At 64.1% G+C, this 26,177-nt stretch carries 21 protein-coding genes; 12 read left to right on the top strand and 9 right to left on the bottom strand.

Features of this window, described 5'->3' with window-relative positions; translation table 11 throughout:
• Nucleotides 1–309: 309 nt before the first annotated feature.
• Both PSV40_RS13375 and PSV40_RS13370 read right to left on the bottom strand, forming a co-directional pair.
• Nucleotides 310–2,160, bottom strand: coding sequence for an MASE3 domain-containing protein (locus tag PSV40_RS13375; protein WP_300538387.1), 1,851 nt, complete (start codon nt 2,158–2,160; stop codon nt 310–312).
• Nucleotides 2,161–2,290: 130 nt separating this feature from the next.
• Nucleotides 2,291–2,974: a hypothetical protein gene (locus PSV40_RS13370; protein ID WP_300538381.1), complete on the bottom strand. Its 684-nt coding sequence runs from the start codon at nt 2,972–2,974 to the stop codon at nt 2,291–2,293.
• 294 nt (nt 2,975–3,268) lie between these two features.
• Between PSV40_RS13370 and PSV40_RS13365 the strand changes: the two genes are divergently transcribed.
• A complete protein-coding gene (locus PSV40_RS13365) occupies nt 3,269–4,105 on the top strand; it encodes an alpha/beta hydrolase (protein WP_300538378.1) in 837 nt (278 codons plus the stop codon).
• Nucleotides 4,106–4,218: 113 nt separating this feature from the next.
• On the opposite strand, the gene ppa is transcribed toward PSV40_RS13365, so the two are convergent.
• Nucleotides 4,219–4,764, bottom strand: coding sequence for an inorganic diphosphatase (ppa, locus tag PSV40_RS13360; protein ID WP_300538375.1), 546 nt, complete (start codon nt 4,762–4,764; stop codon nt 4,219–4,221).
• A gap of 232 nt (nt 4,765–4,996) precedes the next feature.
• Between ppa and PSV40_RS13355 the strand changes: the two genes are divergently transcribed.
• Entirely contained in the window at nt 4,997–7,216 is a 2,220-nt protein-coding gene (locus PSV40_RS13355) for a sodium-translocating pyrophosphatase (protein ID WP_300538374.1), read from the top strand.
• Between the two features lie 73 nt (nt 7,217–7,289).
• Here PSV40_RS13355 and PSV40_RS13350 read toward each other — a convergent pair whose 3' ends face one another.
• Nucleotides 7,290–7,904, bottom strand: a complete 615-nt coding sequence (locus PSV40_RS13350; RefSeq protein ID WP_300538371.1) for a TetR/AcrR family transcriptional regulator — start codon at nt 7,902–7,904, stop codon at nt 7,290–7,292.
• A gap of 120 nt (nt 7,905–8,024) precedes the next feature.
• On the opposite strand from PSV40_RS13350, the gene PSV40_RS13345 reads away from it, so the two are divergent.
• The 7 genes from PSV40_RS13345 to PSV40_RS13315 all read left to right on the top strand — a co-directional run bounded on the left by PSV40_RS13345 (nt 8,025) and on the right by PSV40_RS13315 (nt 16,171).
• Nucleotides 8,025–8,843 carry a metal-dependent hydrolase gene (locus tag PSV40_RS13345; RefSeq protein ID WP_300538369.1) on the top strand — a complete coding sequence of 273 codons (819 nt, stop codon included), beginning with the start codon at nt 8,025–8,027 and terminating at the stop codon, nt 8,841–8,843.
• A gap of 124 nt (nt 8,844–8,967) precedes the next feature.
• Entirely contained in the window at nt 8,968–10,401 is a 1,434-nt protein-coding gene (locus tag PSV40_RS13340; protein ID WP_300538366.1) for an aldehyde dehydrogenase family protein, read from the top strand.
• A gap of 92 nt (nt 10,402–10,493) precedes the next feature.
• Entirely contained in the window at nt 10,494–11,267 is a 774-nt protein-coding gene (locus PSV40_RS13335) for an SDR family oxidoreductase (RefSeq protein WP_300538364.1), read from the top strand.
• A gap of 240 nt (nt 11,268–11,507) precedes the next feature.
• On the top strand, nt 11,508–12,638 hold the full coding sequence (gene moaA / locus PSV40_RS13330; RefSeq protein WP_300538362.1) for a GTP 3',8-cyclase MoaA: 1,131 nt from the start codon (nt 11,508–11,510) through the stop codon (nt 12,636–12,638).
• Between the two features lie 12 nt (nt 12,639–12,650).
• The gene (mobA, locus tag PSV40_RS13325; RefSeq protein WP_300538360.1) at nt 12,651–13,283 is read left to right on the top strand and encodes a molybdenum cofactor guanylyltransferase MobA; all 633 of its coding nucleotides are present in this window, start codon (nt 12,651–12,653) and stop codon (nt 13,281–13,283) included.
• Nucleotides 13,280–14,698 (top strand): molybdopterin molybdotransferase MoeA, encoded by a 1,419-nt coding sequence (locus PSV40_RS13320; RefSeq protein ID WP_300538357.1) that lies wholly within the window; start codon nt 13,280–13,282, stop codon nt 14,696–14,698. Before mobA ends, PSV40_RS13320 begins: the two co-directional genes overlap by 4 nt.
• A gap of 54 nt (nt 14,699–14,752) precedes the next feature.
• On the top strand, nt 14,753–16,171 hold the full coding sequence (locus tag PSV40_RS13315; RefSeq protein WP_300538354.1) for a sensor histidine kinase: 1,419 nt from the start codon (nt 14,753–14,755) through the stop codon (nt 16,169–16,171).
• A 15-nt stretch (nt 16,172–16,186) separates the two neighbouring features.
• Here the strand turns inward: PSV40_RS13315 and PSV40_RS13310 are convergent, their stop codons facing one another.
• The 5 genes from PSV40_RS13310 to PSV40_RS13290 form a co-directional block, all read right to left on the bottom strand.
• Nucleotides 16,187–16,681: an acyl-CoA thioesterase gene (locus PSV40_RS13310; RefSeq protein ID WP_300538351.1), complete on the bottom strand. Its 495-nt coding sequence runs from the start codon at nt 16,679–16,681 to the stop codon at nt 16,187–16,189.
• Between the two features lie 118 nt (nt 16,682–16,799).
• Nucleotides 16,800–19,949 carry an efflux RND transporter permease subunit gene (locus PSV40_RS13305; protein WP_300538349.1) on the bottom strand — a complete coding sequence of 1,050 codons (3,150 nt, stop codon included), beginning with the start codon at nt 19,947–19,949 and terminating at the stop codon, nt 16,800–16,802.
• A 33-nt stretch (nt 19,950–19,982) separates the two neighbouring features.
• Complete coding sequence (locus PSV40_RS13300; protein WP_300538346.1) at nt 19,983–21,311, bottom strand: efflux RND transporter periplasmic adaptor subunit; 1,329 nt, start codon at nt 21,309–21,311, stop codon at nt 19,983–19,985.
• 151 nt (nt 21,312–21,462) lie between these two features.
• On the bottom strand, nt 21,463–21,936 hold the full coding sequence (gene rnhA / locus PSV40_RS13295; protein ID WP_300538343.1) for a ribonuclease HI: 474 nt from the start codon (nt 21,934–21,936) through the stop codon (nt 21,463–21,465).
• Nucleotides 21,933–22,805: a methyltransferase domain-containing protein gene (locus PSV40_RS13290; protein WP_300538341.1), complete on the bottom strand. Its 873-nt coding sequence runs from the start codon at nt 22,803–22,805 to the stop codon at nt 21,933–21,935. The genes rnhA and PSV40_RS13290 overlap by 4 nt, the downstream gene beginning before the upstream one ends.
• 12 nt (nt 22,806–22,817) lie before the next feature.
• Here PSV40_RS13290 and gloB point away from each other — a divergent pair, with 12 nt between their 5' ends.
• The 3 genes from gloB to PSV40_RS13275 all read left to right on the top strand — a co-directional run bounded on the left by gloB (nt 22,818) and on the right by PSV40_RS13275 (nt 26,081).
• On the top strand, nt 22,818–23,588 hold the full coding sequence (gloB, locus tag PSV40_RS13285; protein ID WP_300538338.1) for a hydroxyacylglutathione hydrolase: 771 nt from the start codon (nt 22,818–22,820) through the stop codon (nt 23,586–23,588).
• A 143-nt stretch (nt 23,589–23,731) separates the two neighbouring features.
• Nucleotides 23,732–25,147 (top strand): transglycosylase SLT domain-containing protein, encoded by a 1,416-nt coding sequence (locus PSV40_RS13280; RefSeq protein ID WP_300538384.1) that lies wholly within the window; start codon nt 23,732–23,734, stop codon nt 25,145–25,147.
• A gap of 82 nt (nt 25,148–25,229) precedes the next feature.
• A complete protein-coding gene (locus PSV40_RS13275; RefSeq protein ID WP_300538336.1) occupies nt 25,230–26,081 on the top strand; it encodes a restriction endonuclease in 852 nt (283 codons plus the stop codon).
• The last annotated feature ends 96 nt before the right edge of the window (nt 26,082–26,177 follow it).

Raw genomic sequence — 26,177 nt, 5'->3', positions numbered from 1 at the left:
TGGCGGCAACGAGAGTTTACACATGTTTCGTTATTTATGTGTCAATGTACTAGTGCAGTGTTGCACGCTATCTGGAACATAAAACCGCGTCTTTTGCGCCATGGCGGCGTTGCAAATCCGCGCGATACCTTGGGTATCGCTGTGGTTTGCGCCTTGCCCTGACCCAAAATCCATCGCTTTTATTTGTTCCTTCAAGCATGCACCACTGCACTAGAACGGGCTCCCCCTCACCCTCACCCGCACTTTCAAACAGGAGCCGGCGCCGACTCCAGCGTAAAGCGGAAAACCACACCTTGTCCGGGCACCGGCTCAGCCCACACCATGCCGCCGTGGCGGCCAATGATCCTGCGCACACTGGCCAGGACAACACCTGCCCGTGGGGACTCCGTCGGGCCCTGCGGCGTCCCGGACTCGTCCGGCGCCGTTGTCTTTGACGAAGTACACCACCCGCCCTCGCGCCGACGGTTCCATGCCGACGACAATTTCGGCCTCCGGATTACGCGCGGTGTGTTTCCATGCGTTGCCAATCAGGTTTGCCATGACGGTGGCGATCAGGCGCGCATCGCCTTGCCCGAGCACCGAGTTTTCGACCACGGCCTTGACCTTGCGCTGCGGGTCGCGCTGCCGGCAGGCTGACAGCACCTTGTCGGCGATCGCAGACAGGTCCAGGGTCTGCGTTTTCAGGGGCGCCCGTGACACGTCGGCGAGTTCAAGAAGCGCATCAATCATCTCAGCCATGCGGGCCACGCCGGCCTGGATGCGGTCCAGGTAGTGCTTCTGCTTGTCGTCCATCGACACGCCGCCGCGCCTGAGCAGGCCGGCAAAGCCCTCGATGGCCACCAGCGGGGAACGCAGGTCATGCGCCATCACGTGCGAGAAACGTTCCAGGTCCTCGTTGGCCGCCTGCAATTCTGCCGTGCGATCACGCACACGCTGCTCCAGCGTCGCATTGAGCCTGAGGACTTCTTCTTCCGTTTCCCGCTTCGCCGTGATGTCGCGAATAAAGGTACTGCTCATCTGCCGGCCCCGGCTGTCCGTGTAAGTCGATGAAGAAAGCTCGGCCAGAAAAGTACTCCCGTCGCCCCGCCTCAGGGTCAACTCCCCCCGGGCAAAACCGGTCCTGCTGCGTTCCTCCAGAAAACCTGCCAGCCGCGGGTCGCTGGTCATATCGTTGCGCCCAATCCGCCACAGGTCCTGGCGCGCGATGCCGAACATGGCAGAAGCCGCCGGGTTGGCCGTGTGAAAGGAGCCGTCGGCATTGGCGATCAGGTAGGCATCCGGGCTGTTTTCAAACAGCAGCCTGTACTTTTCCTCGCTTTCCACCAGGTCAGCACGCGCACTTTCCAGCTGCCGGTAAGGCCCTTCCAGGAACTCGATAAAGATGGCCCGAAAAACGAAGAGATAGGCCTCCACCTTGATGACATGACCCACGATCGAGTATTGGTCATGGAAGGTCGCATACAGGGTGAAACACAGTTCCGACAGGGCCATCAGGCAGGCCGCGGCAAAAAGCGGAACCAGCGGATAGGGCTGCGGCTCGCGCATGCGCATGTAAAAGCCGGCGGCCGCTGCGAGATTGAGAGCGATGACCAGGTACTCCACCGCGATCTTGGTGCTCGTCAGACCTGAACCGGGTACAAAAAACCAGGTCATGATGGCCGGCTCGACCAGCCCATACGCCGAGACCCCCAGCGCAAAAGCCAGGCTCAGGCCCAGCAGCCAATGGCGCTCCCTGTTTCCGATGCGGCGGTTCCAGGGCTGGAACGCAATCGCCAGCAAGGCGCCCGCCACCAGCAGGCGTGCTGCCAGGAAAAACGAGATCGACTTGCCGTCTTTGGCCGGGATGAAAAACGCCGGCATGCCCTCGTAGGACAGCAGGTGGACAAAATCAAGAATGGCCACGCCGAAGAAGATGGTGCAGAGCAGCGCCACATTGCTGCGGCCCTCCCGCGAGAAGGTGAACCAGCCGGCGGAGAACACCAGCATCGACACGATGATGGACACCGTCTCGAACAGGGTGTGCAAATTCGTGTGGACCGCGGCAGGCAGCTCAAAATGCAGCGAGGGGACCAGCACAAACGCGAGAAGCAAGGCGGCGTTGACCAGCCACACGCCGGAAACCAGCATCAACGGCCGCCGGTATTGAGCGTGGGGAATCATCAAGAACCAGCCTCCATGCAACTGCGCCTTTTTAGAATTTGTCGCTTCAGTTTAAGGCACGGCCGACCCTCGTCCAGTCCGCAGGAAAGAAGAAACGACCGTCTGCTCGAGTTGACGCCATCCCGCCCCATCAAAGCTGGCTGTCCTGGGTGGACGAACTGGCCGGCGGCCGTGCGCGCAAAACCTCCCCGGGGAACAGCACTTCCACGGTGTACCCCGGCTCGCGTGACCACTTCTGTTCCTTGATCAGCCACTGCATGACGAACTCCCGCACCGTCTGGCGCGCCGGCTCGATCACCAGTTGCTGGTAGCCGGCTGACAATGCGCGTTTTTCCAGCTCGGGCGTCATCGACTGCGCCAGCGCCGCCAGATTGTCCTGCTTGTTCAGGCGCGCCCAGCCGTTGTGGGTGTACATCTGCATGGCCGCGGTGTCGAAGGCCACGGGCAGGCTGGGCTTGATGGCGGGCGCCTGGACAATACAGGTCTTGCCGCGGATCACCACATGCCACTCCCTGGCCAGCGCGATGTGATAACGGTAATGCACGGGTGCCTGGATATGCGACACCGTCGTGCCAAGGTGAATGCCCCAGAACTCCCGGGTGTCCGACCGTGTGAAACGCTCCTGGGCAATCACCGTGGCCACCTCCAGCAAACCGCCCTCGGTGCGGATGACGACTGGCACCTCGGGCGCCATCACCGTGGTCTCGATGCGGGTCGTCGTTGCAGGATAGAAGTGCCAGCCGGCCCAGGCCATCAGCGCTGCCACAACCACGATGAGCAAGGCGGCACCGGGGAGGCGAGTGTGGGTTGGCATGGTTTCAGACTTTCTTGCGGACGCTGCGAATGAATTCCATTATGGGCCGCATGCGGCGGGCCAGACACCCCGGGCCTCCGGACCCCGACAACAACAGTGGGCAAGTTCAAGCAAGCGCCAGGGCTGCTGCGCCGGTGAAAACCCGCCAAGCCCCTCCCCTGCCCCTCCTCTATTTGCCCTCCTCCTTTGTCACGCAGGAGACGACTTTAGGGAAGTCTCCCTCTGTGAAGCCGGCCCGCCGCCCCAATACTGGAGCGGTCAGGAACAACAACATCAAAATCAATGCTCACTCCCATGGCACCCTCCTCACCCCGGTCTCCCGCACGAAAAAAGCAGCCCGAAAAAGCGCGGCAAAGCCCGCACGACGGGCCCCCGCCCAGCGCCTGGCTGCTGGCGCTGGAGTTGCGCGCCTTCTGGGAGTTCGGCGCGTTGCTGCCCGCGTGGCCCGTGCTGGCCCGGGCGCCCAGGGGCGACCAACACAGCGTGCTGGTGTTCCCCGGCCTGTCGGCCAGCGACGGCTCGACCATGCCGCTGCGTCGCTACCTCGACTCACTCGGCTACGCCACCAGCGGCTGGGAACAGGGCTTCAACTTCGGCCCGCGCGCCGGCGTGCTGGAGGCGGCACGCACCCAGGTGCGGCGCGCGTTCGAGGGCAGCGGCCGCAAGGTCAGCCTGATCGGCTGGAGCCTGGGCGGCGTGTACGCGCGCGAACTGGCCAAGGAGCTGCCCCACATGGTGCGCAGCGTGATCACGCTGGGCACGCCGTTTGCCGGCTCGCACCGCTCCACCCGCGCCTGGCGCATCTACAAGCTGGCCAGCGGGCGCAAGGTAGCGCGTGAGAGCGAGAACTATGACCTGCCCGCCGCGCCGCCGGTGCCCACCACCAGCATTTACTCACGCAGCGACGGCATCGTGGCCTGGCAAGGCAGCATCCAGCAATCCTCGCCGGACAAGCTGCAGACAGAAAACGTTGAAGTGGTGGCCAGCCACGTCGGCCTGGGCCTGAACCCGAGCGCCTGGTGGGCCGTGGCCGACCGGCTGGCGCAACCCGAAGGCCGCTGGCAGCCGTTTGAGCGCAAGGGCACGTTCTGGCACGGGCTGATTTACCCGGACCCGGCCCGCGCAGCCTGACCGCCGCCAACCAAAAAGAAAAAGAGCGCCTGCAGCGTGAACTGCAGTCGCTCTTATTTTGATAGCTACCAGCGCTTGACTGGAAAGGGCTGGAGGCCTAAAACGCTTGAAAATCAAGCGGCGTTGGATTGCTCTTTCAGGTAGTTGGCAATGCCGTCGGTGATTTCCTTGTGCGCCGCGTCCGGACCTTCCCAGCCCTGGATCTTGACCCACTTGCCGTCTTCGAGGTCCTTGTAGTGCTCAAAGAAGTGGGCAATGGTTTTCAGGCGCAGCGGGTTCATGTCTTCGGGCTTTTGCCACTGCGTGTACAGCGAGCACTTCTTGTCCACGGGCACGGCCAGCACCTTGCCGTCTTCGCCGGCCTCGTCGGTCATCTTCAGGATGCCGATGGCGCGGCAGGTCACCACCACACCGGGGATCAGGGGCACCGGCGTGATCACCAGCACGTCAACCGGATCGCCGTCGCCGCTGAGGGTCTTGGGCACATAACCGTAGTTGGTCGGGTAGTGCATGGACGTGCTCATGAAGCGGTCCACAAAAATCGCACCGGACTCCTTGTCCACCTCGTACTTGACCGGGTCGGCATTCATCGGGATTTCGATGATCACGTTGAAAGCGTCAGGGGCGTTTTTACCGGGGGTAACTTTATCGAGGGACATGGTCTCTTTGTGTTGAAGTAGTGAAAAGATGGATGGTTCAGTCAGTATTTACCCTCATTTTACTGATTCGGACCTGACGCTTCGCGAACTTGTCACGATTTGGCGTTAAATTTCGAAGGTTGGCCAATCGTCTTGTCTCTACGTAGGACACGAGCAACGAGGAAGCAACGCAGCGGAGGCACCGCTAGCGTGGCGCCTCCTCCAAGCGAAAAACAACGTAGGAGATCTCTCTATGACAGGCAACTCAGCGCTTATTCTTGCGCTCGTCTGCGGACTGGCCGCCGTGGCTTACGGCTTCTGGGCCCGCAGCTGGATTCTTTCCCAGGACGCAGGCAACGCGCGCATGCAGGAAATTGCAGCCGCAATTCAAACCGGCGCCGCCGCCTATCTTGCGCGCCAATACAAGACCATTGCCGTCGTCGGCGTCGTGCTGGCGATTCTGATTGGCATCTTCCTGGACGTTCCCAGCGCCATCGGTTTTGTCGTCGGCGCCGTGCTGTCGGGCGCTTGCGGCTTCATCGGCATGAACGTTTCGGTGCGTGCCAACGTGCGCACCGCACAGGCGGCCACCCGCGGCATTGGCCCCGCCCTCGATGTCGCCTTCCGCGGCGGCGCGATCACCGGCATGCTGGTGGTCGGCCTGGGCCTGCTGGGCGTCACGGCCTTTTACTGGTTCCTGGTGGGCAACGGCAACTACACGCCCAATGCCAACCTGGCCAGCCTGCTCAATCCGCTGATCGGTTTTGCCTTCGGCTCGTCGCTGATCTCCATCTTTGCGCGCCTGGGCGGCGGCATTTTCACCAAGGGCGCTGACGTCGGCGCCGACCTGGTGGGCAAGGTCGAGGCCGGCATTCCGGAAGACGACCCGCGCAACCCGGCCGTGATTGCCGACAACGTCGGCGACAACGTCGGCGACTGCGCCGGCATGGCGGCCGACCTGTTCGAAACCTACGCGGTGACGCTCATCGCCACCATGGTGCTGGGCGCCCTGCTCGTCACCAATGCCGGTACCAGCGCGGTGGTTTATCCGCTGGCGCTCGGTGCGGTCTCCATCATCGCGTCCATCATCGGCTGCTTCTTTGTCAAGGCCTCGCCCGGCATGACCAACGTGATGCCGGCGCTGTACAAAGGCCTGGCGGTTGCCGGCGGCCTGTCGCTGATCGCCTTCTACTTTGTGACCACCTGGCTGATGCCCGACAACGCCATCAAGGCGGCGGGCACGCAGATGGCCCTGTTCGGCGCCTGCGCCGTGGGCCTGGTGCTGACCGGCGCGCTGGTCTGGATCACCGAGTACTACACCGGCACGCAGTACGCCCCGGTGCGCCATATTGCGCAAGCCTCCACCACCGGCCACGGCACCAACATCATTGCCGGCCTCGGCGTGTCCATGCGTTCGACCGCCTGGCCGGTGATCTTTGTCTGTATCGCGATCTGGGTCTCGTTCCAGCTGGCCGGCCTGTACGGTATTGCGATTGCCGCGACCTCCATGCTGAGCATGGCCGGCATCGTGGTCGCGCTCGACGCCTACGGCCCGATCACCGACAACGCCGGCGGCATCGCCGAGATGGCGGACATGCCCAGCAGCGTGCGCGACATCACCGACCCGCTGGACGCCGTGGGCAACACCACCAAGGCCGTGACCAAGGGTTACGCGATCGGCTCCGCCGGCCTGGCCGCACTGGTGCTGTTTGCCGACTACACACACAAACTGGAAGCCTACGGCAAGGCCATCAGCTTTGATCTGAGCGATCCGATGGTGATCATCGGCCTCTTCATCGGCGGGCTGATTCCCTACCTGTTCGGTGCCATGGCCATGGAAGCCGTGGGCCGCGCCGCCGGCGCGGTGGTCGTCGAGGTGCGGCGCCAGTTCCGCGAGATCCCCGGCATCATGGAAGGCACGGCCAAGCCCGAATACGGCAAGGCGGTGGACATGCTGACAACGGCTGCCATCAAGGAAATGATGATTCCGTCGCTGCTGCCGGTGGTGGTGCCGATTCTGGTCGGCCTGCTGCTGGGACCCGCCGCGCTGGGCGGCCTGCTGATGGGCACCATCGTGACCGGCCTGTTCGTGGCGATCTCCATGTGTACCGGCGGCGGTGCCTGGGACAACGCCAAGAAATACATTGAAGACGGCAACCACGGCGGCAAGGGCTCCGAGACCCACAAGGCCGCCGTGACCGGCGACACCGTGGGCGACCCCTACAAGGACACGGCCGGCCCGGCCATCAACCCCTTGATCAAGATCATCAACATCGTGGCGCTGCTGATCGTGCCGCTGATGATGAAGTTCCACGGCGGCAATGCCAATGCAGCGCCGGCCACCCCGGCGGTGGCTCCAGCGGCGGTAAGTGCACCGGCCGCCCCGGCTGTCACCCCGACTGCGCCCGGCATGCCCGCTCCCGCGCCTGTCCAGGCACCGGGTGCAGCGGCCACGCCAACGCCAGCGAAATAAAAGAAAAAAGAAGAACAAGCCACGCTTTACTTCGGCCCGCTTCGGCGGGCTTTTTTTTGCGCGTTAACAAGCCCTAACGCGGCGCGGCCAGCACGGCGCGCACCAACGCGCTGCAGGGACCGGTCAGCGCCTGCAGGTCGGCCGTGCGGTTGTTTTCGATGGCCTGCAACACCAGTTCGTTGATGCCACCGATGACGGCCATGGCCAGGGTCGCGGTCAACGCGTCGTCCTGCGGCGTGTGCGGATGGCCGGCGTTGACCACCTGGGCCACAAAATCGGCCATTTCCTGGTTCATCTGGCGCCGCACCTGCAGCCCCTCGGGGCCCAGGCTGAGGATATCGATGAACAGCGTGCGAAGCAGCGCCGGGTTGCTGGCCAGACAGCCCAGGTAGGCGCCCATCGCGTGCTCGACCTGGGCCTTCCAGTCGCGGGCGGGGTCGATGGCACTTTTGAGCACCTTGAGCCCGCCGTGGCTGGCCGCCACGTAAAGCGCGATCAGGCAGTCTTTCTTGGTTGCAAAACACTCGTAAAACGTGCGTTTGGACACACCGGCCTCGCGCACGATGTCGGCCACCGTGGTGTCGGCGTAACCTTTGAGTGCCACGCTGTACGCCATGCCTTCGAGCAGGCGCGAACGGTAGGCCTTGGCCGCTTCCATGCCGGCGGCGGAGATGTCTTCGGAATACATGGGTCAGGCATCCTCAATGCAAAGTTAAAACCCTGGCGGTACTTGACAGTACCACAGCGTCACCCTATAGTTCGCCTTGCTGGTACCTGCGGGTACCAAATTATTTCCTTGGGAGAAAACATGAGCGAACTGGTTGTGCGCCGCCTGCTGATTGACCTTGAAACACCCCTGCCGCGGCATTGGTGTGCCGGGGATCCGTTTCGCACGGCTTTTTTCAACGCGCTGTCCATGAGTTTTCCGGTGGGCGAGCAGTTTTTCATCGACTCGGTGCGCAACGGCCTGAAAGCCCTGCCGCCTGAACTGCAAGACCAGTACAAGGCCGAGGTCCAGGGGTTTATCGGGCAGGAAGCCACGCATCGCCGTGTTCACGGTCTCTTCAACAAGCACCTCGAAAAGCAGGGCCTGGTCAACGACTGGGCGCCGCGCGCTGAAAAAAACATGCAGTTGCTGGCCGGCACCAACCCGCGCCACGCGCTGGCCATCACCGCGGCCAACGAACACTTCACCGCGATTCTTGCCGAATGGATGCTGCGCAACCACGACATGCTCGACGGCTGCGAACCGCGCCTGAAAACCATGTGGCTGTGGCATTGCGCCGAAGAGTCGGAGCACAAAAACACGGCCTTCGATGTGTACACCGCACTGGGCGGCAGCCACGAGTGGCGCATCAAGTGGTTCCGCCGCATCACCTTCGTGTTCCTGACCGATACCTTGCGCCAGACCGTCAACAACCTGTATCACGACGGCACCTTGTGGCAGTGGCGCACCTGGAAAAGCGCGGCCGGCTTCCTGTTCGGCCAACGCGGCCTGGTGCGCCAGACCTACAAACCCTGGCGCGACTATCTGCGCACTGACTTTCACCCCGACCAGCAGGCCAGCGACCTGTCGGCGCGCTGGCTGGCCAGCAACACCAGCGCCTACACCCCGGTCGGCGCATAGGCCCACGCAGCCGCAGCTCGACGGCTCTTCATTGCATGGCCCACGCCCCTCCTGAAAAAGGGGCGGCAGCCCGATCCGGCCTGTTTTTTTTGCGAAGCCTGCGTTTTCGCGGAAAATCATATGCATGCAACTCAATTACATCGCCAACGCGTCGGTCCGTTCCGCCTCGGGCAAAACCATTCCCGTGATCGACCCGTCCGACGGACAGGTTTTCGAAGAAATCCAGCGCAGCAATACGCAGGACATTGACACGGCGGTTCAGGCCGCCCACGATTGCCTGGACACCGTCTGGCACAAGGTCAGCGCCGCCGAGCGTGGCCGGCTGCTGATGGCCCTGTCACGCAAGGTGGCCGAACATGCCGACGAACTGGCGGCGATCGAGCAGCGCGACTGCGGCAAACCCACCAAACAGGCCAAAGCCGATGCCGCCGCGCTGGTGCGTTATTTCGAGTTTTACGCCGGCGCCTGCGACAAACTGCACGGCGAAACCATTCCCTACCTCGACGGCTACAGTGTGATGACCTGGCGCGAGCCGCACGGCGTGACCGGCCACATCATTCCGTGGAATTACCCGATGCAGATTTTCGGCCGCAGCGTCGGCGGCGCGCTGGCCGCCGGCAACGTCTGCGTGGTCAAGCCGGCCGAAGACGCCTGCCTGTCGCTGATCCGCGTGGCGCAGCTGGCCGCCGAGGTGGGTTTTCCCGCCGGTGCGATCAACATCGTGACGGGTTACGGCCATGAAGTCGGCGACGCCCTGGCCCGCCACAAGGGCATCCACCACATCAGCTTCACCGGCAGCCCGACGGTGGGAACATTGATTCAGCAGGTGGCGGCCGAGCGCCATTGCCCGGTCACGCTCGAACTCGGCGGCAAAAGCCCGCAAATCGTTTTTGCCGACGCCGACCTGGACATGGCGATTCCGGCCCTCGTCAACGCCATCGTGCAAAACGCCGGCCAGACCTGCTCCGCCGGTTCGCGCCTGCTGGTGGACGAACTGATTTACGAGCCGCTGCTGGAGCGCCTGGGCCAGGCCTTCGAGAAGCTGCGCGTCGGCCCCGCCACAATGGACCTGGACGTCGGACCGCTGATCCGCCAGACCCAGCAGCAGCGTGTCTGGGACTTTCTGAGCGATGCGCAGGTGGCCGGCATCCCCATGGTGGCGCAAGGCCAGATCGTTGATGAAGCGCCGGACACCGGTTTTTACCAGGCGCCGACCCTGCTGCGCGATGTGCCGGTTTTGCATCGGTTAGCGCAGGAAGAGGTTTTCGGCCCGGTGCTCTGCGCCATGAACTTCCGGGACGAGGACCACGCGGTCGAACTCGCCAACGCCACCCAGTTCGGCCTGGTGGCCGGCATCTGGACCCGCGACGGCGGCCGCCAGTTCCGCATGGCCAAACGTGTGCAGAGCGGCCAGGTCTTCATCAACAACTACGGCGCCGGTGGCGGCGTCGAGCTGCCCTTCGGCGGCGTCAAGTCGTCCGGTTACGGGCGCGAAAAAGGCTTTGAGGCGCTGTACGGTTTCACCACGCTCAAAACCGTCGCCATCCGGCACGGTTGAACCCGCTCTTCATTTTTCAAGCAAAAACAGGCTGCAGCCCTTTTACCGCGGGCGCAAGCAGCTATCACATTTATAGCAACCAAGGAAACACCATGCGACTCCAGGACAAATCCGTCATCGTCACCGGTTCGGGCGGCGGCATCGGCGAAGGCATTGCCAAACGCCTGGCCGCTGAAGGCGCGAAGGTCATCGTCAACGACATCAACACAGCCCTGGGTGAGAAAGTCGTGGCTGACATTGTCAAGGCCGGCGGTACCGCATCCTTCTTCAAGGCCGACGTGACCAAAACCGCCGAGGTGAAAGCGCTGGTGGATGCCGCCGTGCAGCGCCACGGCAAGCTCGATGTGATGGTCAACAACGCCGGCTGGACGCATTTGAACCAGCCCGCGCTGGAGACCACCGAGGAGGAGTTCGACCGCTGTTATGCGATCAACGTCAAAAGCATTTACCTTTCGACCATCCACGCCACGCCGGTGTTCCGCGCCCAGGGCGGCGGCAGCTTCATCAACATCGCGTCCACCGCCGGCGTGCGCCCGCGCCCCGGCCTGACCTGGTACAACGGCTCCAAGGGTGCGGTCATCACTACCTCGAAGTCGCTGGCGGCCGAACTCGGCCCCGACAACATTCGCGTCAACTGCATCAACCCGGTGTTCAACCCCGACACCGCCCTGTCCACCCAGTTTGCCGGCGGCACGGTCACCGGCCCCGAAGGCGAAGCGCGCCGCGCCAAATTTTTGTCCAGCATTCCGCTCGGGCGTTTTTCAACCGCGCTCGACGTGGCCAACGCCGCGCTGTACCTGGCCAGTGACGAAGCGACGTTCATCAGCGGTGTGTGCATCGAGGTGGACGGCGGACGCTGTGTCTGATAAGCCCCCATGGTCGCCCACTTCGAGCCTGCGGCAGCTCACTGCCCCTTGCACCGGAGAAGGGGCCGCTGCGCCTGCGGGCCGGCGGAGCCGGACCCGCGGCCCCTGCTTGATTTAGAGACCCGGGCTTGCTCGCCGCAGTAGATATCAAGGCTGAATAACGCCCGGCGCCTAGGGTCAAGGCCCTCCTTTTCCGTTTGGCCGTGCCAATGGGGTAAATTCTCCCTTGGGCTTCTACCAATGACCGACAAAATCATCCCCATCGCAGACATCCGCTACGCCGCGCGCGTGCCGCACATCCCTGCGCAGCTGCAGGCGCCCACCGGCCTGCTGGCCGATACGCTGGCGCGGCCGCTGCGCGACCTGCGCATCAGCGTGACCGACCGCTGCAACTTCCGCTGCAGTTACTGCATGCCCAGTGAAGTCTTCAACAAGGACTACGCGTTTTTGCCGCAGACTTCGCTGCTCAGTTTTGAAGAGATCACGCGCCTGACGAAAATTTTCGTCGCGCACGGCGTCGAGAAAATCCGGCTGACCGGCGGCGAGCCGCTGCTGCGCAAGCACCTGGAAGTGCTGATCGGGATGCTGGCCCGGCTCGAAACGCCGCAGGGCAAACCGCTGGACATCACCCTGACGACCAACGGCTCGCTGCTGGTCAAAAAAGCCCAGGCCCTGAAGGACGCCGGCCTGCAGCGTGTCACCGTGAGCCTGGACGGGCTGGACGACGCGGTGTTCCGGCGCATGAACGATGTGGATTTTCCGGTCGCCGACGTGCTCAAGGGCATCGAGGTGGCGCACAAGGTGGGGCTGGCGCCCATCAAGGTCAACATGGTCGTCAAGCGCGGCACCAACGATGCCGAGATACTGCCCATGGCCCGGCACTTCCGCCACTCGGGCGTGGTGCTGCGGTTTATCGAATACATGGACGTGGGCGCCACCAACGGCTGGCGCATGGACGAGGTGATGCCCTCGGCCGAGGTCATCCGGCGCCTGCAGCAGGAGTTTGCGCTCGACGCCATCGACCCCAACTACCTGGGGGAAACGGCCGAACGCTGGCGTTACGCCGACGGCGGCGGCGAAATCGGCGTGATCAGCAGCGTGACCAAGGCTTTTTGCGGCGACTGCAACCGGGCGCGCCTGTCCACCGAAGGCAAGCTGTTTTTGTGCCTGTTCGCCCACCAGGGCCACGACCTGCGCGCCCTGCTGCGCGACAGCCACTACTCGGACGAGCAGATTTCCGCCGCCGTCGCCCACATCTGGCAGGGCCGCGATGACCGTTATTCCGAGCTGCGCGCCGCGCTGCCGCCGGATGTGGCCGTGCCGGGTGCCGACGGAAACAAGCGTGTCGAAATGAGTTACATAGGCGGCTAGGCCGGAAAACAAATGATTGACACGATAGACGGCGCAGAAATCACCGGCATCATCCTTGCCGGCGGACGCGGCTCGCGCATGGGCGGTGCCGACAAGGGCCTGCAAAGCTTCAACGGCGTGCCGCTGGCCCTGCACACCCTGCTGCGGCTGTCGCCGCAGGTCGGCGAGGTGATGGTCAATGCCAACCGCAACCTCGCGGCCTATGAATCGTTTGGTGTGCCGGTCTGGCCCGATGCGGCCGGGCTCGGCGAATTTTCGGGTCCGCTGGCCGGCTTTCTGACCGGGCTGGAGCGCTGCGAGACGCCCTACCTGCTGACCGTGCCCTGCGACACCCCTTTGTTCAGCCTGGATCTGGTCGCCCGCCTTGCCGAGGCGATGGTGCGCGAGGATGCCGACATCGCCGTAGTGGCCGCCCCCGAAGAAGACGGCCAGCTGCGCGCGCAGCCGGTCTTCTGCCTGCTGCGCACCCGCCTGCTGGAAAGCCTGATGCTGTTCACCACCAGCGGCGGACGCAAGATCGATGCGTGGACGGCGCAACACAAAACCGTGCTGGTGCCCTTCAACCAGCCGGGCGACGACCCGCGCGCTTTCTTCAATGCCAACACGCTGGCCGAGTTGCACCAGCTCGAAGCCCTGCGTCCGTGAAGTCCATCGCCCAGATCGCCGCCGAACTGCAGGGCTACGATCCGCAGGCCCTGTCCGCCGCGGATGTGTCGCGGTTTCTGTCGCAGCTGGTCGAACCGGTGCAGGACGTCATGGAACTGCCGCTCTTCGAGGCGCTGGGCCGGGTGCTGGCGGCCGATGTGGTGTCGCCGTTTGACGTGCCGCCGCACGACAACTCGGCCATGGACGGGTATGCCTTCGCTGGCGCCCAGCTTGCCGCGGGAACGGCCCTGGCCCTGAAAGTCGTGGGCACGGCGCTGGCCGGCAAAGCCTGGCAGGGAATGGTCGGCGCCGGCGAGTGTGTGAAGATCATGACCGGCGCCATCATGCCGTCCGGGCTGGACACTGTGGTGCCGCAGGAATTTGTCAACGTTCAGGCCGACACCGTCACCCTGCCCGCCCAACTGCTGCAGCCCGGCGACAACCGACGGCTGCGCGGTGAAGACCTCATGCGGGGCCGGCCGGCGCTATTAAAAGGTGAGCTGCTCACGCCCGCCCGACTCGGGCTGGCGGCCTCTTTGGGCCTCAAAACCGTGCGCACATGGCGGCCGCTGCGGGTCGCTTACTTTTCCACAGGCGATGAAATCCTCTCGCTGGGCGAGGCGCCGCGCGAAGGTGCGGTCTACGACAGCAACCGCTACACGGTGTTCGGCATGCTCAGGCGGCTGGGCTGCGAAGTCATCGACATGGGCGTGGTGCGCGACGACCCGGCCCTGTTGGAAGCGGCTTTCACGCGCGCCGCGGCGCAGGCCGATGCCATCATCACGTCCGGCGGCGTCAGTGTCGGCGAGGCCGATTACACCAAGGCCATGATGAAAAAACTCGGCGACGTGGTCTTCTGGAAAATTGCCATGCGTCCCGGGCGGCCCATGGCGGTGGGCCGGATTTCTCAAGCAAAATCGGCCTCCAGCCCAATGGATTCGGGCGCAAGCAGCTCCCAAAACAATAGCAATCCGAATGGCGACAGCCGTTTCGCCGATGGGTCGCCCCAAGGCGAAACAGCCCCCCCGGGGGGCAGCGAACCACACGGAGTGGGGAGCGTGGGGGCCATCCTCTTTGGGCTACCGGGGAACCCGGTCGCGGTGATGGTGACGTTTCTGGCTTTTGTGCGCCCGGCCCTGCTGCAGATGATGGGCAGCACGGCCCCGGCCGCGCCGCTGCTCAAGGCCCGCAGCCTGGAACCCATGCGCAAGAAGCCGGGCCGCACCGAGTACCAGCGCGGCTGGGTGTCCACGACCGCCGACGGTTCCCTGCAGGTCAAGACCACCGGCAACCAGGGCTCGGGCGTGCTCAGCTCCATGGCGCAGGCCAATGGCCTGGTCGTGCTGCACCACGCCCAGGGCAGCGTGAAGGCCGGCGAAGAAGTCGATGTCATGATGTTCGAGGGTGTGCTCTGAAGCCGTGCACCTGACCAGCGGCCGCCCGTCCTGACGGCGCGGCCAGGAGACCCCATGTATTCCATCTTGCCCGCCCTCGTGTCCGCCCTGTTTCTGGGGTATGGGCTGTACGTCGTTGCGGAAAAGGGCTTTACCCGCGTCAGCACCAGCTTCCTGATTCTCTGCATCACCACCGTCTTCTGGCAGACCACCTGGGCGGTGTTGTTCCAGGTCGACAACACGCAGTGGGCCGGCATCCTGGTCAAGGCAGGCTACCTGCTGATCCTTTTCCTGCCGACCAGCCTGTACCAGTTCCTGACTGAGATCTCGGAACGCCAGGGCGAGCGCCGACTGGTCTTCACTTCGTATGCCGTCGCCGCCGTGCTGACCGTGCTGGATCTGGGCACCAACTGGATCGTCGACGGCTACCACGACTACTTCTTTGGCTACTATCCCAAAGCCGGCATCCTCCACCCCCTGCATGTCCTGCAGACGGTGCTGGTGGTTTCGCGGGGCCTGTACATCACCTTCCGGCAGCAGCAGGTTGCACCGCAAGGCCAGCGCATCCGCCTGCGGCTTTGCATTGCCAGCGTGCTGATCTACTTTTTCGCGGCCATCGACTACCTGTGCAACTATGGGGTGGAGTTCTACCCGCCCGGCGTCGTGTTCATCGCGATCAGCCTGGGACTGATCGCCGTCGCCGTGATGAAGTACGACCTGATGAGCCCGGTGGTGGTGGCCGCCACCGTGGCCCATGAAATGCGCACACCGCTGGCCACCATCCGCCTGCAGGCAGAAGCGCTGGCGCAATTCCTTCCCGAACTGAACAGGGGGTACGAGCTGGCCGTGTCCCACGGGCTGTGCGAGTCCGCATTCAGCCCCGGGGCATCGCAAAAAATATCCGACCTGTCGCACGGCATCCGGCACCAGGTGGACCGCTCCAATGCCGTGATCGACATGATGCTGGCCTCGGCCCGGATGGAGCAGATCGACACCAGCACGTTCAGGCGTCACCGGGCCGGCGACTGTGTGACGGAGGCCCTGGAGACCTACCCCTTTTCCAGGGGTGAGCGCGAGCGGGTCAGCGTCCACGTTGTGGGCGACTTCGAGTTCCATGGCTCCAGCCCGCTTTTTGTTTTTGTACTGTTCAACCTTCTGAAAAATTCGCTGTATGCGCTGAAGGCGGCGGGCAAGGGCACGATCACCATCACCCTCAGCGCCGGCACGCCCGTTCATACCCTGACGTTTGTCGACACCGGCACAGGCATCGCCGCGGCCACCCTGCCGAAAATATTCGACACCTTCTTCACCACCAAAAAATCCGCAGGTGCCGGCATCGGGCTGGCCTTCTGCCGGCGTGTCATGGCCTCTTTCGGCGGAAAAATGCGCTGCGAATCGGTCGAGGGGCAATACACCCTGTTCGCCATGGAATTTCCGGCCGAGCTGCCCGCGGCCGAACCACGCAGCGGGCACCCGGGCGCGCTCGCCGCGTGAAACCGGCGCCGCCGGTCAGCTTTTCACGGCGGCGGTCGGCAACTCATACTCCCTCACCTTGCGCAGGATGTCCTCGGGCAGCCGCTGGATGCGTTTGTCATGGCTGGCAAACACCACCTGCTGGTAGCCGGTGGACACGAGCTTGCCGTCTACCATGAACTGGAACAGCAGGTAAAACGAACACTGCCTGACCTCGAAGGTATTGAGCCGGCAATCCACCGCCTGGAACGGAAACGTCTCGTGCACATAGTCCTGGTGGGCGCACTTGGTGATGAACACACCGCTCGCCTGCAGCATGTCAGCGGAAATGCAGCGGTGAAACCAGCGCTCACGGCAAACACCCTGCCACTCGAAGTAGCGCGAAAAATAGGTGTTGGCATAGGCGTTCGAATCCTTGAGGTAGATATCGATGGTGTGGTGGAAGGTTTTCGAAGCCTGCACCCGGGGCTGCGGCAGCGGCGCGGGTTTCGGTTGAAGCTGGACGTGTCCATTGGTTTGCTTGAGCAACATGATTTTTCCTGGGTCTGTAGTAAGAATCGGCTACGAAAGCAGCCGGCGTGATACCGCCACCAAGGGCGGCACACGCTGAATCTACAGAACAGCCTGCCGGTGCTGTTGCGGCACCGGCCTATTTGGCGATGAGTTCGCCGTGGCCGTCGGCGGGCAGCTCTTTCGCCACGGCCTTGTTGGCGCCCGGAATCTTGCTGCGGGCAAACAGCGCGTACATCGTCGGCACCACGAACACGGTGAGCAGTGTGCCCAGCGACATGCCGCCCACGATGACCCAGCCGATCTGGATGCGGCTTTCAGCGCCGGCCCCGGTGGCCAGCGCCAGCGGCAAGGCGCCCAGCACCATGGCGCCGGTGGTCATCAGGATGGGGCGCAGGCGCTGCGCGGACGCCTTGACCAGCGCCTCCAGCATGTCCATGCCCTGCCCGCGCAGCTGATTCGTGAACTCGACGATCAGGATGCCGTGTTTGGTGATCAGGCCGACCAGCGTGATCAGGCCGATCTGCGAATAGACGTTGAGCGAGCCGCCCGACAGCTTGAGCGCTATCAGCGCGCCTATCATCGACAGCGGCACCGACAGCATGATCACCAGCGGATCGATGAAACTTTCAAACTGCGCGGCCAGCACCAGGAAAATGAAGACCAGTGCCAGCACGAACACAATGGCCAGCGCCCCCTGGGAGTTCTTGAATTCGCGCGAGGTGCCGTTCAGGTCGGTGCTGTAGCCGGGCTTGAGCACCCTGGCCGAGGTTTCGTTCATGAAGGTCAGCGCCTGGCCCAGCGAATAATCGGGTGCCAGGTTGGCGGTGATGGAAGCGGCCCGCCGCTGGCCGAAGTGATTGAGCTCGCGCGGCGAGACCGCCTCGCGCACCGAGACCAGGCTGGACAGCGGAATCATCACGTCGTTGCGGCCGCGCACATAAATGCCCTCGATGTCTTCCGGCGTGCTGCGGCCGCTGGCCTCGGTCTGCACGATCACGTCGTACTGCTCGGCATCACGCTTGTAACGCGTCACGTTGCGACCGCCCAGCATGGTTTCAATCGCCTTGGCCACCACTTCCACGCTGACGCCCAGATCGGCGGCCTTGTCGCGGTTGACGTCGATGCGCAACTCGGGCTTGTTCAGGCGCAGGTCCGACACCGGCGACTGGATGCCCGGATTTTTGGCAACCTCCGCGAGTATCTGCTCCACCACACGGTCCAGGTTTTCGTAGCTGTCCGAGGTCTGGATCACAAAATTGAGCGGCCGCTCGCGAAAGCCCTGGCCCAGCGAGGGCGGCGTGATCGGAAACGCCGTGACGCCCGGCAGGCTGGCGAACTTGGGCTGCAGTTCGCGCGCCATCTCCAGCGTGCTGCGCTTGCGGTCATCCCAGTCCACCGTGCGGTAGATGACGCTGGCCTGCGACACGGTGGGGTTGCCGATGCTGGCAAAAATCCGGTCGAACTCCTTGTAGGGCTGGCCCATTTTCTCCAGTGCCTGCGCATAACGGTTGGTGTAGTCCAGCGTGGCCCCGTCAGGCGCATTGACGGTGGCCAGAATCGTGCCCCGGTCTTCCAGCGGCGACAACTCCTGCTTCATGGTCGGGAAGATCAGCAAAATGGCCAGCGCGCTGGCCAGCATGACACCCACCACGATCCAGCGAGCCTGCAGCACCACCGCCCTGACCCCGCCGCCCTCGCCGGCCACCGGCTGGTAACGCCTGGTGAGCACCCAGCGCAGCACACTGGCGTAACGGTCGGAAACCGCATTGAGGAAACGCTCCATGCCGCGGTCAAAAACATTCGGTTTCGGGTTGTGTTTGAGTAGCTTGGCGCACAGCATGGGCGTCAGGGTCAGCGCCACAAAACCCGACACGACCACCGCGCCGGCCAGCGCCAGCGCAAACTCGACAAACAGCCGGCCGGTCCGCCCCGGGGTGAAGGCCAGGGGCGCGTAAACGGCCACCAGCGTCGCCGTCATGGTGACCACGGCAAAACCGATTTCCCGCGCGCCCTTGATGGCTGCCGAAAATGGGTCCAGCCCTTCTTCGATGTGGCGGAAGATGTTTTCCAGCATCACGATGGCATCATCCACCACCAGCCCGATGGCCAGCACCAGCGCCAGCAGGGTCAGGGTGTTGATGGTGAAGCCCGCCAGCGCCATCAGCGCAAAGGTGCCGATCAGGCTGACCGGGATGGTGATGATGGGAATGATGGACGCGCGGAAGGTGCGCAGGAACACAAAAATCACCAGCGCCACCAGCGCCACCGCTTCGGCAATGGTGGTGTAGACGTTCCTGACCGAACGGTCGATGAACACCGAGTTGTCGTTGGCGATGTCGATGTTGACTTCCGGCGGCAGGTCGGCCTTGAGCTGCGGAATCATGTTGCGCACGCCCTGCGACAGGTCCAGCGGGTTGGCCGTGGCCTGGCGGATCACGCCGGCCCCGATGGCCGCACGGCCATTGAGCCGCACGCCGCTGCGTTCGTCGGCCGCACCTTCCTCAACACGCGCCACATCGCGCACCTTGACCGGAAAGCCGTTGACGCTGCGTATCACCACCTCGCCGAACTGTTCAGGGCGCACCAGGCCGGTCTCGGACGTCACGCTGAACTCGCGTTGCTGCGATTCAATGCGGCCGGCGGGAACCTCCAGGTTGCTGCGGCGGATGGCGTCCTCGATGTCCTGCGTCGTCAGGCGGTAGGCCGCCATTTTCCGGGGATCGAGCCAGACCCGCATCGCGTATTTGCGTTCACCGAAGATGCGTACATCGGCCACGCCGGTGACGGTCTGCAGGCGCGGCTTGACGATGCGGTTGACGAGGTCGTTGATCTGCAGCCGGGTCAGGCTGTCGCTGGTGAAGGCCAGCCAGATCACGGGAAACGCATCGGCCTCGACCTTGGCAATCACCGGCTCCTCAATGGCCTGAGGCAACTTGTTGCGCACGCGCGAGGTGCGGTCGCGCACCTCGGCGGCCGCGGCGTCGGCGTCTTTCTCGAGCCGGAAACGCACGGAAATCTGGCTCTGGTCGGCGCGGCTGATCGAGGTCAGCACATCCACCGCATCGATGCCGGCAATCGAGTCCTCGAGCGGCTTGGTCACCTGCGATTCGATCACCTCGGCCGAGGCACCGGGGTAACGCACGCTGACCGTCACCACCGGCTCATCGATCTTCGGGTACTCGCGCACCGTCAGGCGCTGGAAACTGACCGCGCCGATCAGCACGATCAGCAGGGACAACACGGTGGCAAACACCGGGCGGCGTATCGAGACTTCGGCCAGTTGCATCAGAGAGGTCCAGTCAGAACGTTGGCTTCGGGCTCAGGCCGGCTTGCGTGTGGGCCGGGCCCTGGCTTCAGGCATGGCCTCGGTCGGAGCTGGCGCGGCGCTGCCGCGTGTCGCTCCGGACACCGCAGGCGCGGGGCTTGCTTCGCGCATGCCCACCAGGCAGGGATTGGCTCCACCCATGAGTTTTTCCGCCGGCACGCGCGAAGCCGCCGCCGGCGCAGCGGCAGACGCACCATCGGACGGCCGTGCGGCGGCGGGCGGGCTCAGGTCCACCACCCGCACGGTCATGCCGTCGCGCTGAAGGCGTTGCTGGCCGGTGGTGACCACCATGTCGCCAGGCTCCAGCCCACTGGTGATTTCCGCCTGGCCAGGCCGCCGGATGCCGACCTGCACCGCCACCCGCCGCGCGACCCAGGTCTGGGCTTCCGGTCCGGGTACGAGCTTGATGACATATTGCTTGTCGCCCTGGGGCACCAGCGCCTCTTCTGGAATAACCCGGGCATTGTCCCGCTCGCCGAACACCGCGTTGACACGCGCAAACATGCCGGGGCGCAACTGCAGTTGCCGGTTGTCGATGCAGGCCCGCACCGCCACCGAGCGGCCGTTGGCGTCAATCAGCGGATCAATCGCCTGCACCACCGCCGTGTATGTCCGGCCCGGCAGCGCGTCCATGTCCACCACGGCACTCTGGCCGCGCTTGAGCTTGTTCTGGAAACGCTCGGGCAGGCGGAAGTCGACAAACACGGCGTCGATGTCTTCGATATTGACAATGTCGGCCCCGTCCTTGAGGTAGTCCCCGGGATTGACCTGGCGAATGCCGGCAATGCCGTCGAAGGGCGCGACGATTTTCAGCCTGGCCGCGGTGGCCCTGGCCAGTGACAGCCTGGCCTGCGCCACCTGCAGGTTGGCCGCGCTTTCATCGAGGGAGCGCTGGCTGACGAAGTTCTGCGCGACCAGTTCCTGGTTGCGTTTCTGGTTGGCTTGGGCGATCGACAACTCGGCCAGGCTTTGCTGCACCTGCGCCAGCGGCAGCTGGTCGTCAAACTGCACCAGCACCTGCCCCTTGCGCACGCGCTGGCCGTCGGTGAAATTGAGCTGCGTGATGCGGCCGCTGACCTCGGGGCGCAGCACCACGCTGCGGCGCGAACGCAGGCTGCCGACGGCCTGGGCGTCATCCACGAGTTTCACGACTTTCACCCTGGCGGCTTCCACCGTCGGTCGCGCCCCGGCTGCCGGCTGCGACGACCCCGCCGACGCAGCCTTGGTCGGGCTGTTGGCCTTGTTCTGGTACCACCATGCAGCACCGGAGAGGCCGGCAATGCCGAGCACCGCGACGACAGAATAAATTGCTTTTGATGCCATGGAGGAACAGTTGATGGGGGTCAAAAATTTGACAATGGATCAATGTAACAGCAGGTTGCGTCACCCGCGTCACCGGGGTGAAATCCCGAGCCAAATCGGGGCCGGATTTACGACGGCTTTACATTGACACCACCAACCGCCGCCGGCAGGGTCAGCCCCTGGACAGCGCCAGAACCACACCCTTGTTGGCCAGGGCATCGGCGCGCTCGTTGCCGGGGTCGCCGGCATGCCCCTTGACCCAGCGCCACTCGATGGTGTGGCCACTGCTGCTGATCAGGTTATCGAGTTTTTGCCAGAGGTCGATGTTTTTCACGGGCTGTTTGGCGGCGGTGCGCCAGCCGCGTGCTTTCCAGCCGCTGATCCATTCGGTGATGCCCTTGCGCACGTATTCGCTGTCCAGGTACAGCGTGACACGGCAGGGACGCTTGAGCGCGGCCAGCGCTTCGATCACCGCCGTCATCTCCATGCGGTTGTTGGTCGTGCCCATCTCGCCGCCAAACAGCTCCTTGACCGTGTCACCGCTGGTCAGCATCGCGCCCCAGCCTCCGGGGCCGGGGTTGCCCTTGCAGGCGCCGTCGGTATAAATCACCACATGTTGGGCTGTGGTCTGTAAATCGTCTGTCATGAATCCGATGTATCCAGGTTCTTGTGGTGGTTGGGATGAAGTGAAAACAGGCCGGGGCGCTGCACCTGGTTGGCAATGACCACCGGGGCCTGGGCGGTGGCCTTCTGCGTTTTCCAGTTGGGCTCGAGCAGGCGCATGCCGCGCACGCGCTTGACGGCGACCAGAAAATACATCGCGCCGAAAATCGGCCACCAGCGTTCGCCGGCCTTGTCCATCCAGGCAAAACGCTCCAGCGATGCAAGCCGGCTCACGGCGGGCCGGTAGCAGCCGAACCGGCCGGACTCGACTTCAAAGCTGAGCAGGCGCAGCCAGTCGCGCAGGCGCCAGTAGCCGATGAATTCACCGGCTTCGGGCAAAAAGAGTTCGCCGTAACCGAGACGCCGGTAAAAGTACGCGCGCCGCTGGCGCAGGCCCCACAGGCTGGCCGGGTTCAGGCCGCTGATCACCACGCGGCCCTCGGGCACCAGCACACGTTCGACTTCGCGCAATGTTGCATGGGGGTCGCTGCTGAGCTCCAGCGTGTGCGGCAGCAGCACGAGGTCCAGGCTGTTCTCGGGAAAGGGCAAGGCGGCCGAATGGGTTATCAGGGCCACACGCGGGGAACTTGCGGCAGGTGCGGGGGTCGGACTGCCGTCACCGCCTTCGGCTGGCCCGGCAAGAAGCCCCGACTCGGTGCCCTGCAGTGCCAACCACTTGTGCGGCATGCGGTTGCTGCGCAGCGCGTCGAGTTCGGGCAGGCCCAGTTGCAGCGCATGGTAGCCAAACATGTCGGCCACGGCCTCGTCGAATCGCTCACGCTCCCACGCCAGCAAATACTCGCCGGGCGGGGTCTTGAACCAGTTTGTGAAACCTATAATTTGAGAGCCCATCGAGACCGCTGCATGTTCTTAATCCCCATCCCTGCTTTTGACGACAACTACCTCTGGCTGTTGCACGACGGCCGGCGCGCCATGGTTGTTGACCCGGGCGACGCGCAGCCTGTCATTCGCGTGCTGCAGGAAAACGGACTGCAATTAGAGTCGATTCTAGTCACGCACCATCACCCCGACCACACCGGTGGCGTCGATGCGCTGCGCGAAGCCACCGGCGCGAAGGTCTTCGGCCCGGCCCGCGAGCGCATCCCCCCACCTTTCACCCACCTCAAGGACGGCGACACGGTGCGGGCACTGAACCTCGATTTCCAGGTGATCGACGTGCCGGGTCACACCGCCGGCCACATTGCGTTTTACAGTCCTCTCGTGGACGGGCGGCCCCTGCTGTTTTGCGGCGACACGCTGTTTTCCGGCGGCTGCGGGCGCCTGTTTGAGGGCACGCCGGCGCAAATGCTGGCTTCGCTGGACCGTCTTGCCGCCCTCCCCGGCGACACCCGCGTCTGCTGCACGCATGAATACACGATGGGCAACCTGCGTTTTGCGCTCGCGGTAGAACCTGACAACCGTGAGCTGATTGGTTACCATGCACGCTGTGCTGCTTTAAGAGACGACGGGGAGCCGACCCTGCCCACCTCGATTGCCCAGGAGTTGCTGATCAACCCCTTTTTGCGTACCCGACAGGCCGCTGTCATGGCCGCCGCCCGGCGCTTTGATCCGGCGGCGCATGACGACAACACCGTATTTGCCGCTATCAGGCAGTGGAAGAACCAATTCAAATGACCGAGCTGCAGCCAGCGTATTTCACCCCCTCCCCGGCTTTCCCTGACCGCTTTGCACGATTGCTCTCCCCGCTCAGAACCTTCGCCCTGTCCCTCGCCGTGGTCGTGCTCGCCGGTTGTGCCAGCAGCAACAGCAAGCTCGGCATGCCCGGCGATCCGGTCCTGAGCACCTCGCCATCGGCGACCCAACCGGTCTACCCCAACGGCCCCCTGTCGCCCATCCATTCGGCGCAGACCCCCTCCAGCGCCGTGGCCAGCCTGCAGCCGCCTGCCGATTTGTGGGAACGCATTCGCCGCGGCTTCGCCATGCCCGACCTCCAGGGCGAGCTGGTGACGGACCGGGAGCAGTGGTACGCCAGCCGGCCGGACTACATCCAGCGCATGACGGAGCGCTCGAGCAAATACCTGTTCCACATCGTTGAAGAACTCGAGCGCCGCAACATGCCCACCGAGCTCGCGCTGCTGCCCTATATTGAAAGCGCCTTCAATCCGCAGGCTGTCTCCAGCGCCAAGGCCGCCGGCATGTGGCAGTTCATGCCGGCCACCGGCAAGTACTTCGACCTGAAACAGAACGCCTTCCGCGACGACCGCCGCGATGTGCTGGCCTCGACGCGTGCAGCGCTCGACTACCTGCAGAAACTGCACGGCATGTTTGGCGACTGGCACCTCGCGCTGGCTGCCTACAACTGGGGCGAAGGCAGCGTCGGACGCGCCATCGCCAGAAACAAGAAGGATGGCCTGGGCACCACCTACCTGGACCTGCGCATGCCCGACGAGACGCGCCTGTACGTGCCCAAGCTCCAGGCGGTCAAGAACATCGTGGCCAACCCGCAGAATTTCCGCGCCGAGCTGCCCCTGATTGAAAACCATCCTTACTTCCAGCAGGTCCAGATCACCCGCGACATCGATGTGGCGCTGGCCGCCAAGCTGGCCGACGTGGAAATCAGCAACTTCAAGGCCCTCAACCCCTCGGCCCACCGCCCCGTGATTCTGGCGGCCGGCATGCCCCACATCCTGCTGCCCTGGGACAATGCCAAGATCTTCCAGCGCAACTTCGAGGCTTACTCTCAGGGACAATACGCCAGCTGGACGGCGTGGACCGCCCCCGCGACCCTGAGCGTCAGCGACGCCGCCAGGCGCGTCGGCATGAGCGAGACCGACCTGCGCGGCGTCAACAACATTCCACCGCGCATGCTGATCAAGGCGGGCTCGACCCTGCTGGTGTCACGCGGCGCAAAAATGGACAACGACGTGACCAGCCATGTGGCCGACAACGCCCAGATGACGCTGGCACCGGAAATCGTCACGCGCCGCAGCACCGTCAAGGCGCGCAAGGGCGAAACCGTGGCCAGCATCGCCAGGCGCTACGGCCTGAGTGCGGACGCCGTCGCCGAGTGGAACAAGGTCGGCACTGCAGCGGCTTTCAAGCTCGGGCAGCAGGTGGTGGTGTTCCTGCCGGTCAAGGCCGTCAGCGCGGCCAGGCCCAGGGCAGGCAAAGCCGATGTCCAGGCGGTCAGGCGTGCGCCGGGTAAAGCGGTGATCAAGATCAAAAAACGCTAGGAGCCCCGGATATGGTGCCATGGTCCACCTCCAGCCTGTGCCGGCAGCAGCCATCGGCTGAGTAAACCGTCGGACACACACCATGGCCGTCAGAACACCCGGAAGGCCCGTCAAGCCCAGCCCGGTCTACCGGTATCTTTTCGCCATCGGCCTGCTGGCCGTCGCCATTGGCGTCACCCTGCTGGTGATGTCCATGAAGGAGCGGGTCTGGCTGCCTGCGGGTGCTGCGGCCCTGCTGCTCGGGGTCGTTCTGGTGGGCAGTTATCTGACCGACCGGCTCCAGGCCGAAGCTTTTGTCGACCCCCTGGCTTTCGAGCCCCCCTGGAGCAAGTTGGCAAGGGGTGCGGGGCCTCCACGGCTGCCCGCTCCCGGCAAGCTTGCCGTCGCCCCCGGCACGGCCTTTTCCATCGACAAGCTGATCGACTTCCCCGCCACCACGGCTGCCAGCAGACCCGCCCGGCCAGCCCGCAGCGTGCCGCCGCCACCCCCTGTGGCTCCGCCCTCGTGGACGCCGGCCCTGTTTGACCAGGTGTCGGCGCAGCAGTTTGACGCGGTGTGTGAAGCGCTGTTTGCGCAGGGCGGCTTTGAGACCCGAAGCCAGTCGCACGGCGCAGCCGGCGGCGTGACGATATGGCTTTACTCGCGGCATGCACAACAGGGCAAAGACAGCCCGGCGGCAGTGGCCTGGTGCAAGCAATGGTCGGGCCAGCCGGTGGGCGTGCGCGAATTGCACCCCCTGCTCGACTTGATGCGTTCCCGCGAGCTCAAGCGCGGCACCTGCGCGACGTCTTCGATCTGCAGTGAAAATGCGCGCAAGTTTGCGAAAGACAACGGCATCAACCTGCTGGACCGCAACGGTCTGCTGGCGCTGATTGCCGGACGTACCCCCGCCCAGCAACAGGCCCTCCTGGCGCTGGCGCTGGGTAAACGCTGAAGAGCCGTCCTTCCCTAGCGCGGCTTGCGCCTTGCTGGCGTCCTAGTACATCAACACGTAAGTTTCGAAACATAGTATCGCCCAAGCTTTGTATCT

Origin of the sequence: Polaromonas sp. (genome assembly GCF_029945925.1) — a bacterium.
In the GTDB taxonomy this organism is placed as follows: domain Bacteria; phylum Pseudomonadota; class Gammaproteobacteria; order Burkholderiales; family Burkholderiaceae_C; genus Polaromonas.
The sequence above is the reverse complement of the archived record's forward strand: the minus strand, read 5'-3'. Positions and strand labels throughout refer to the sequence as shown.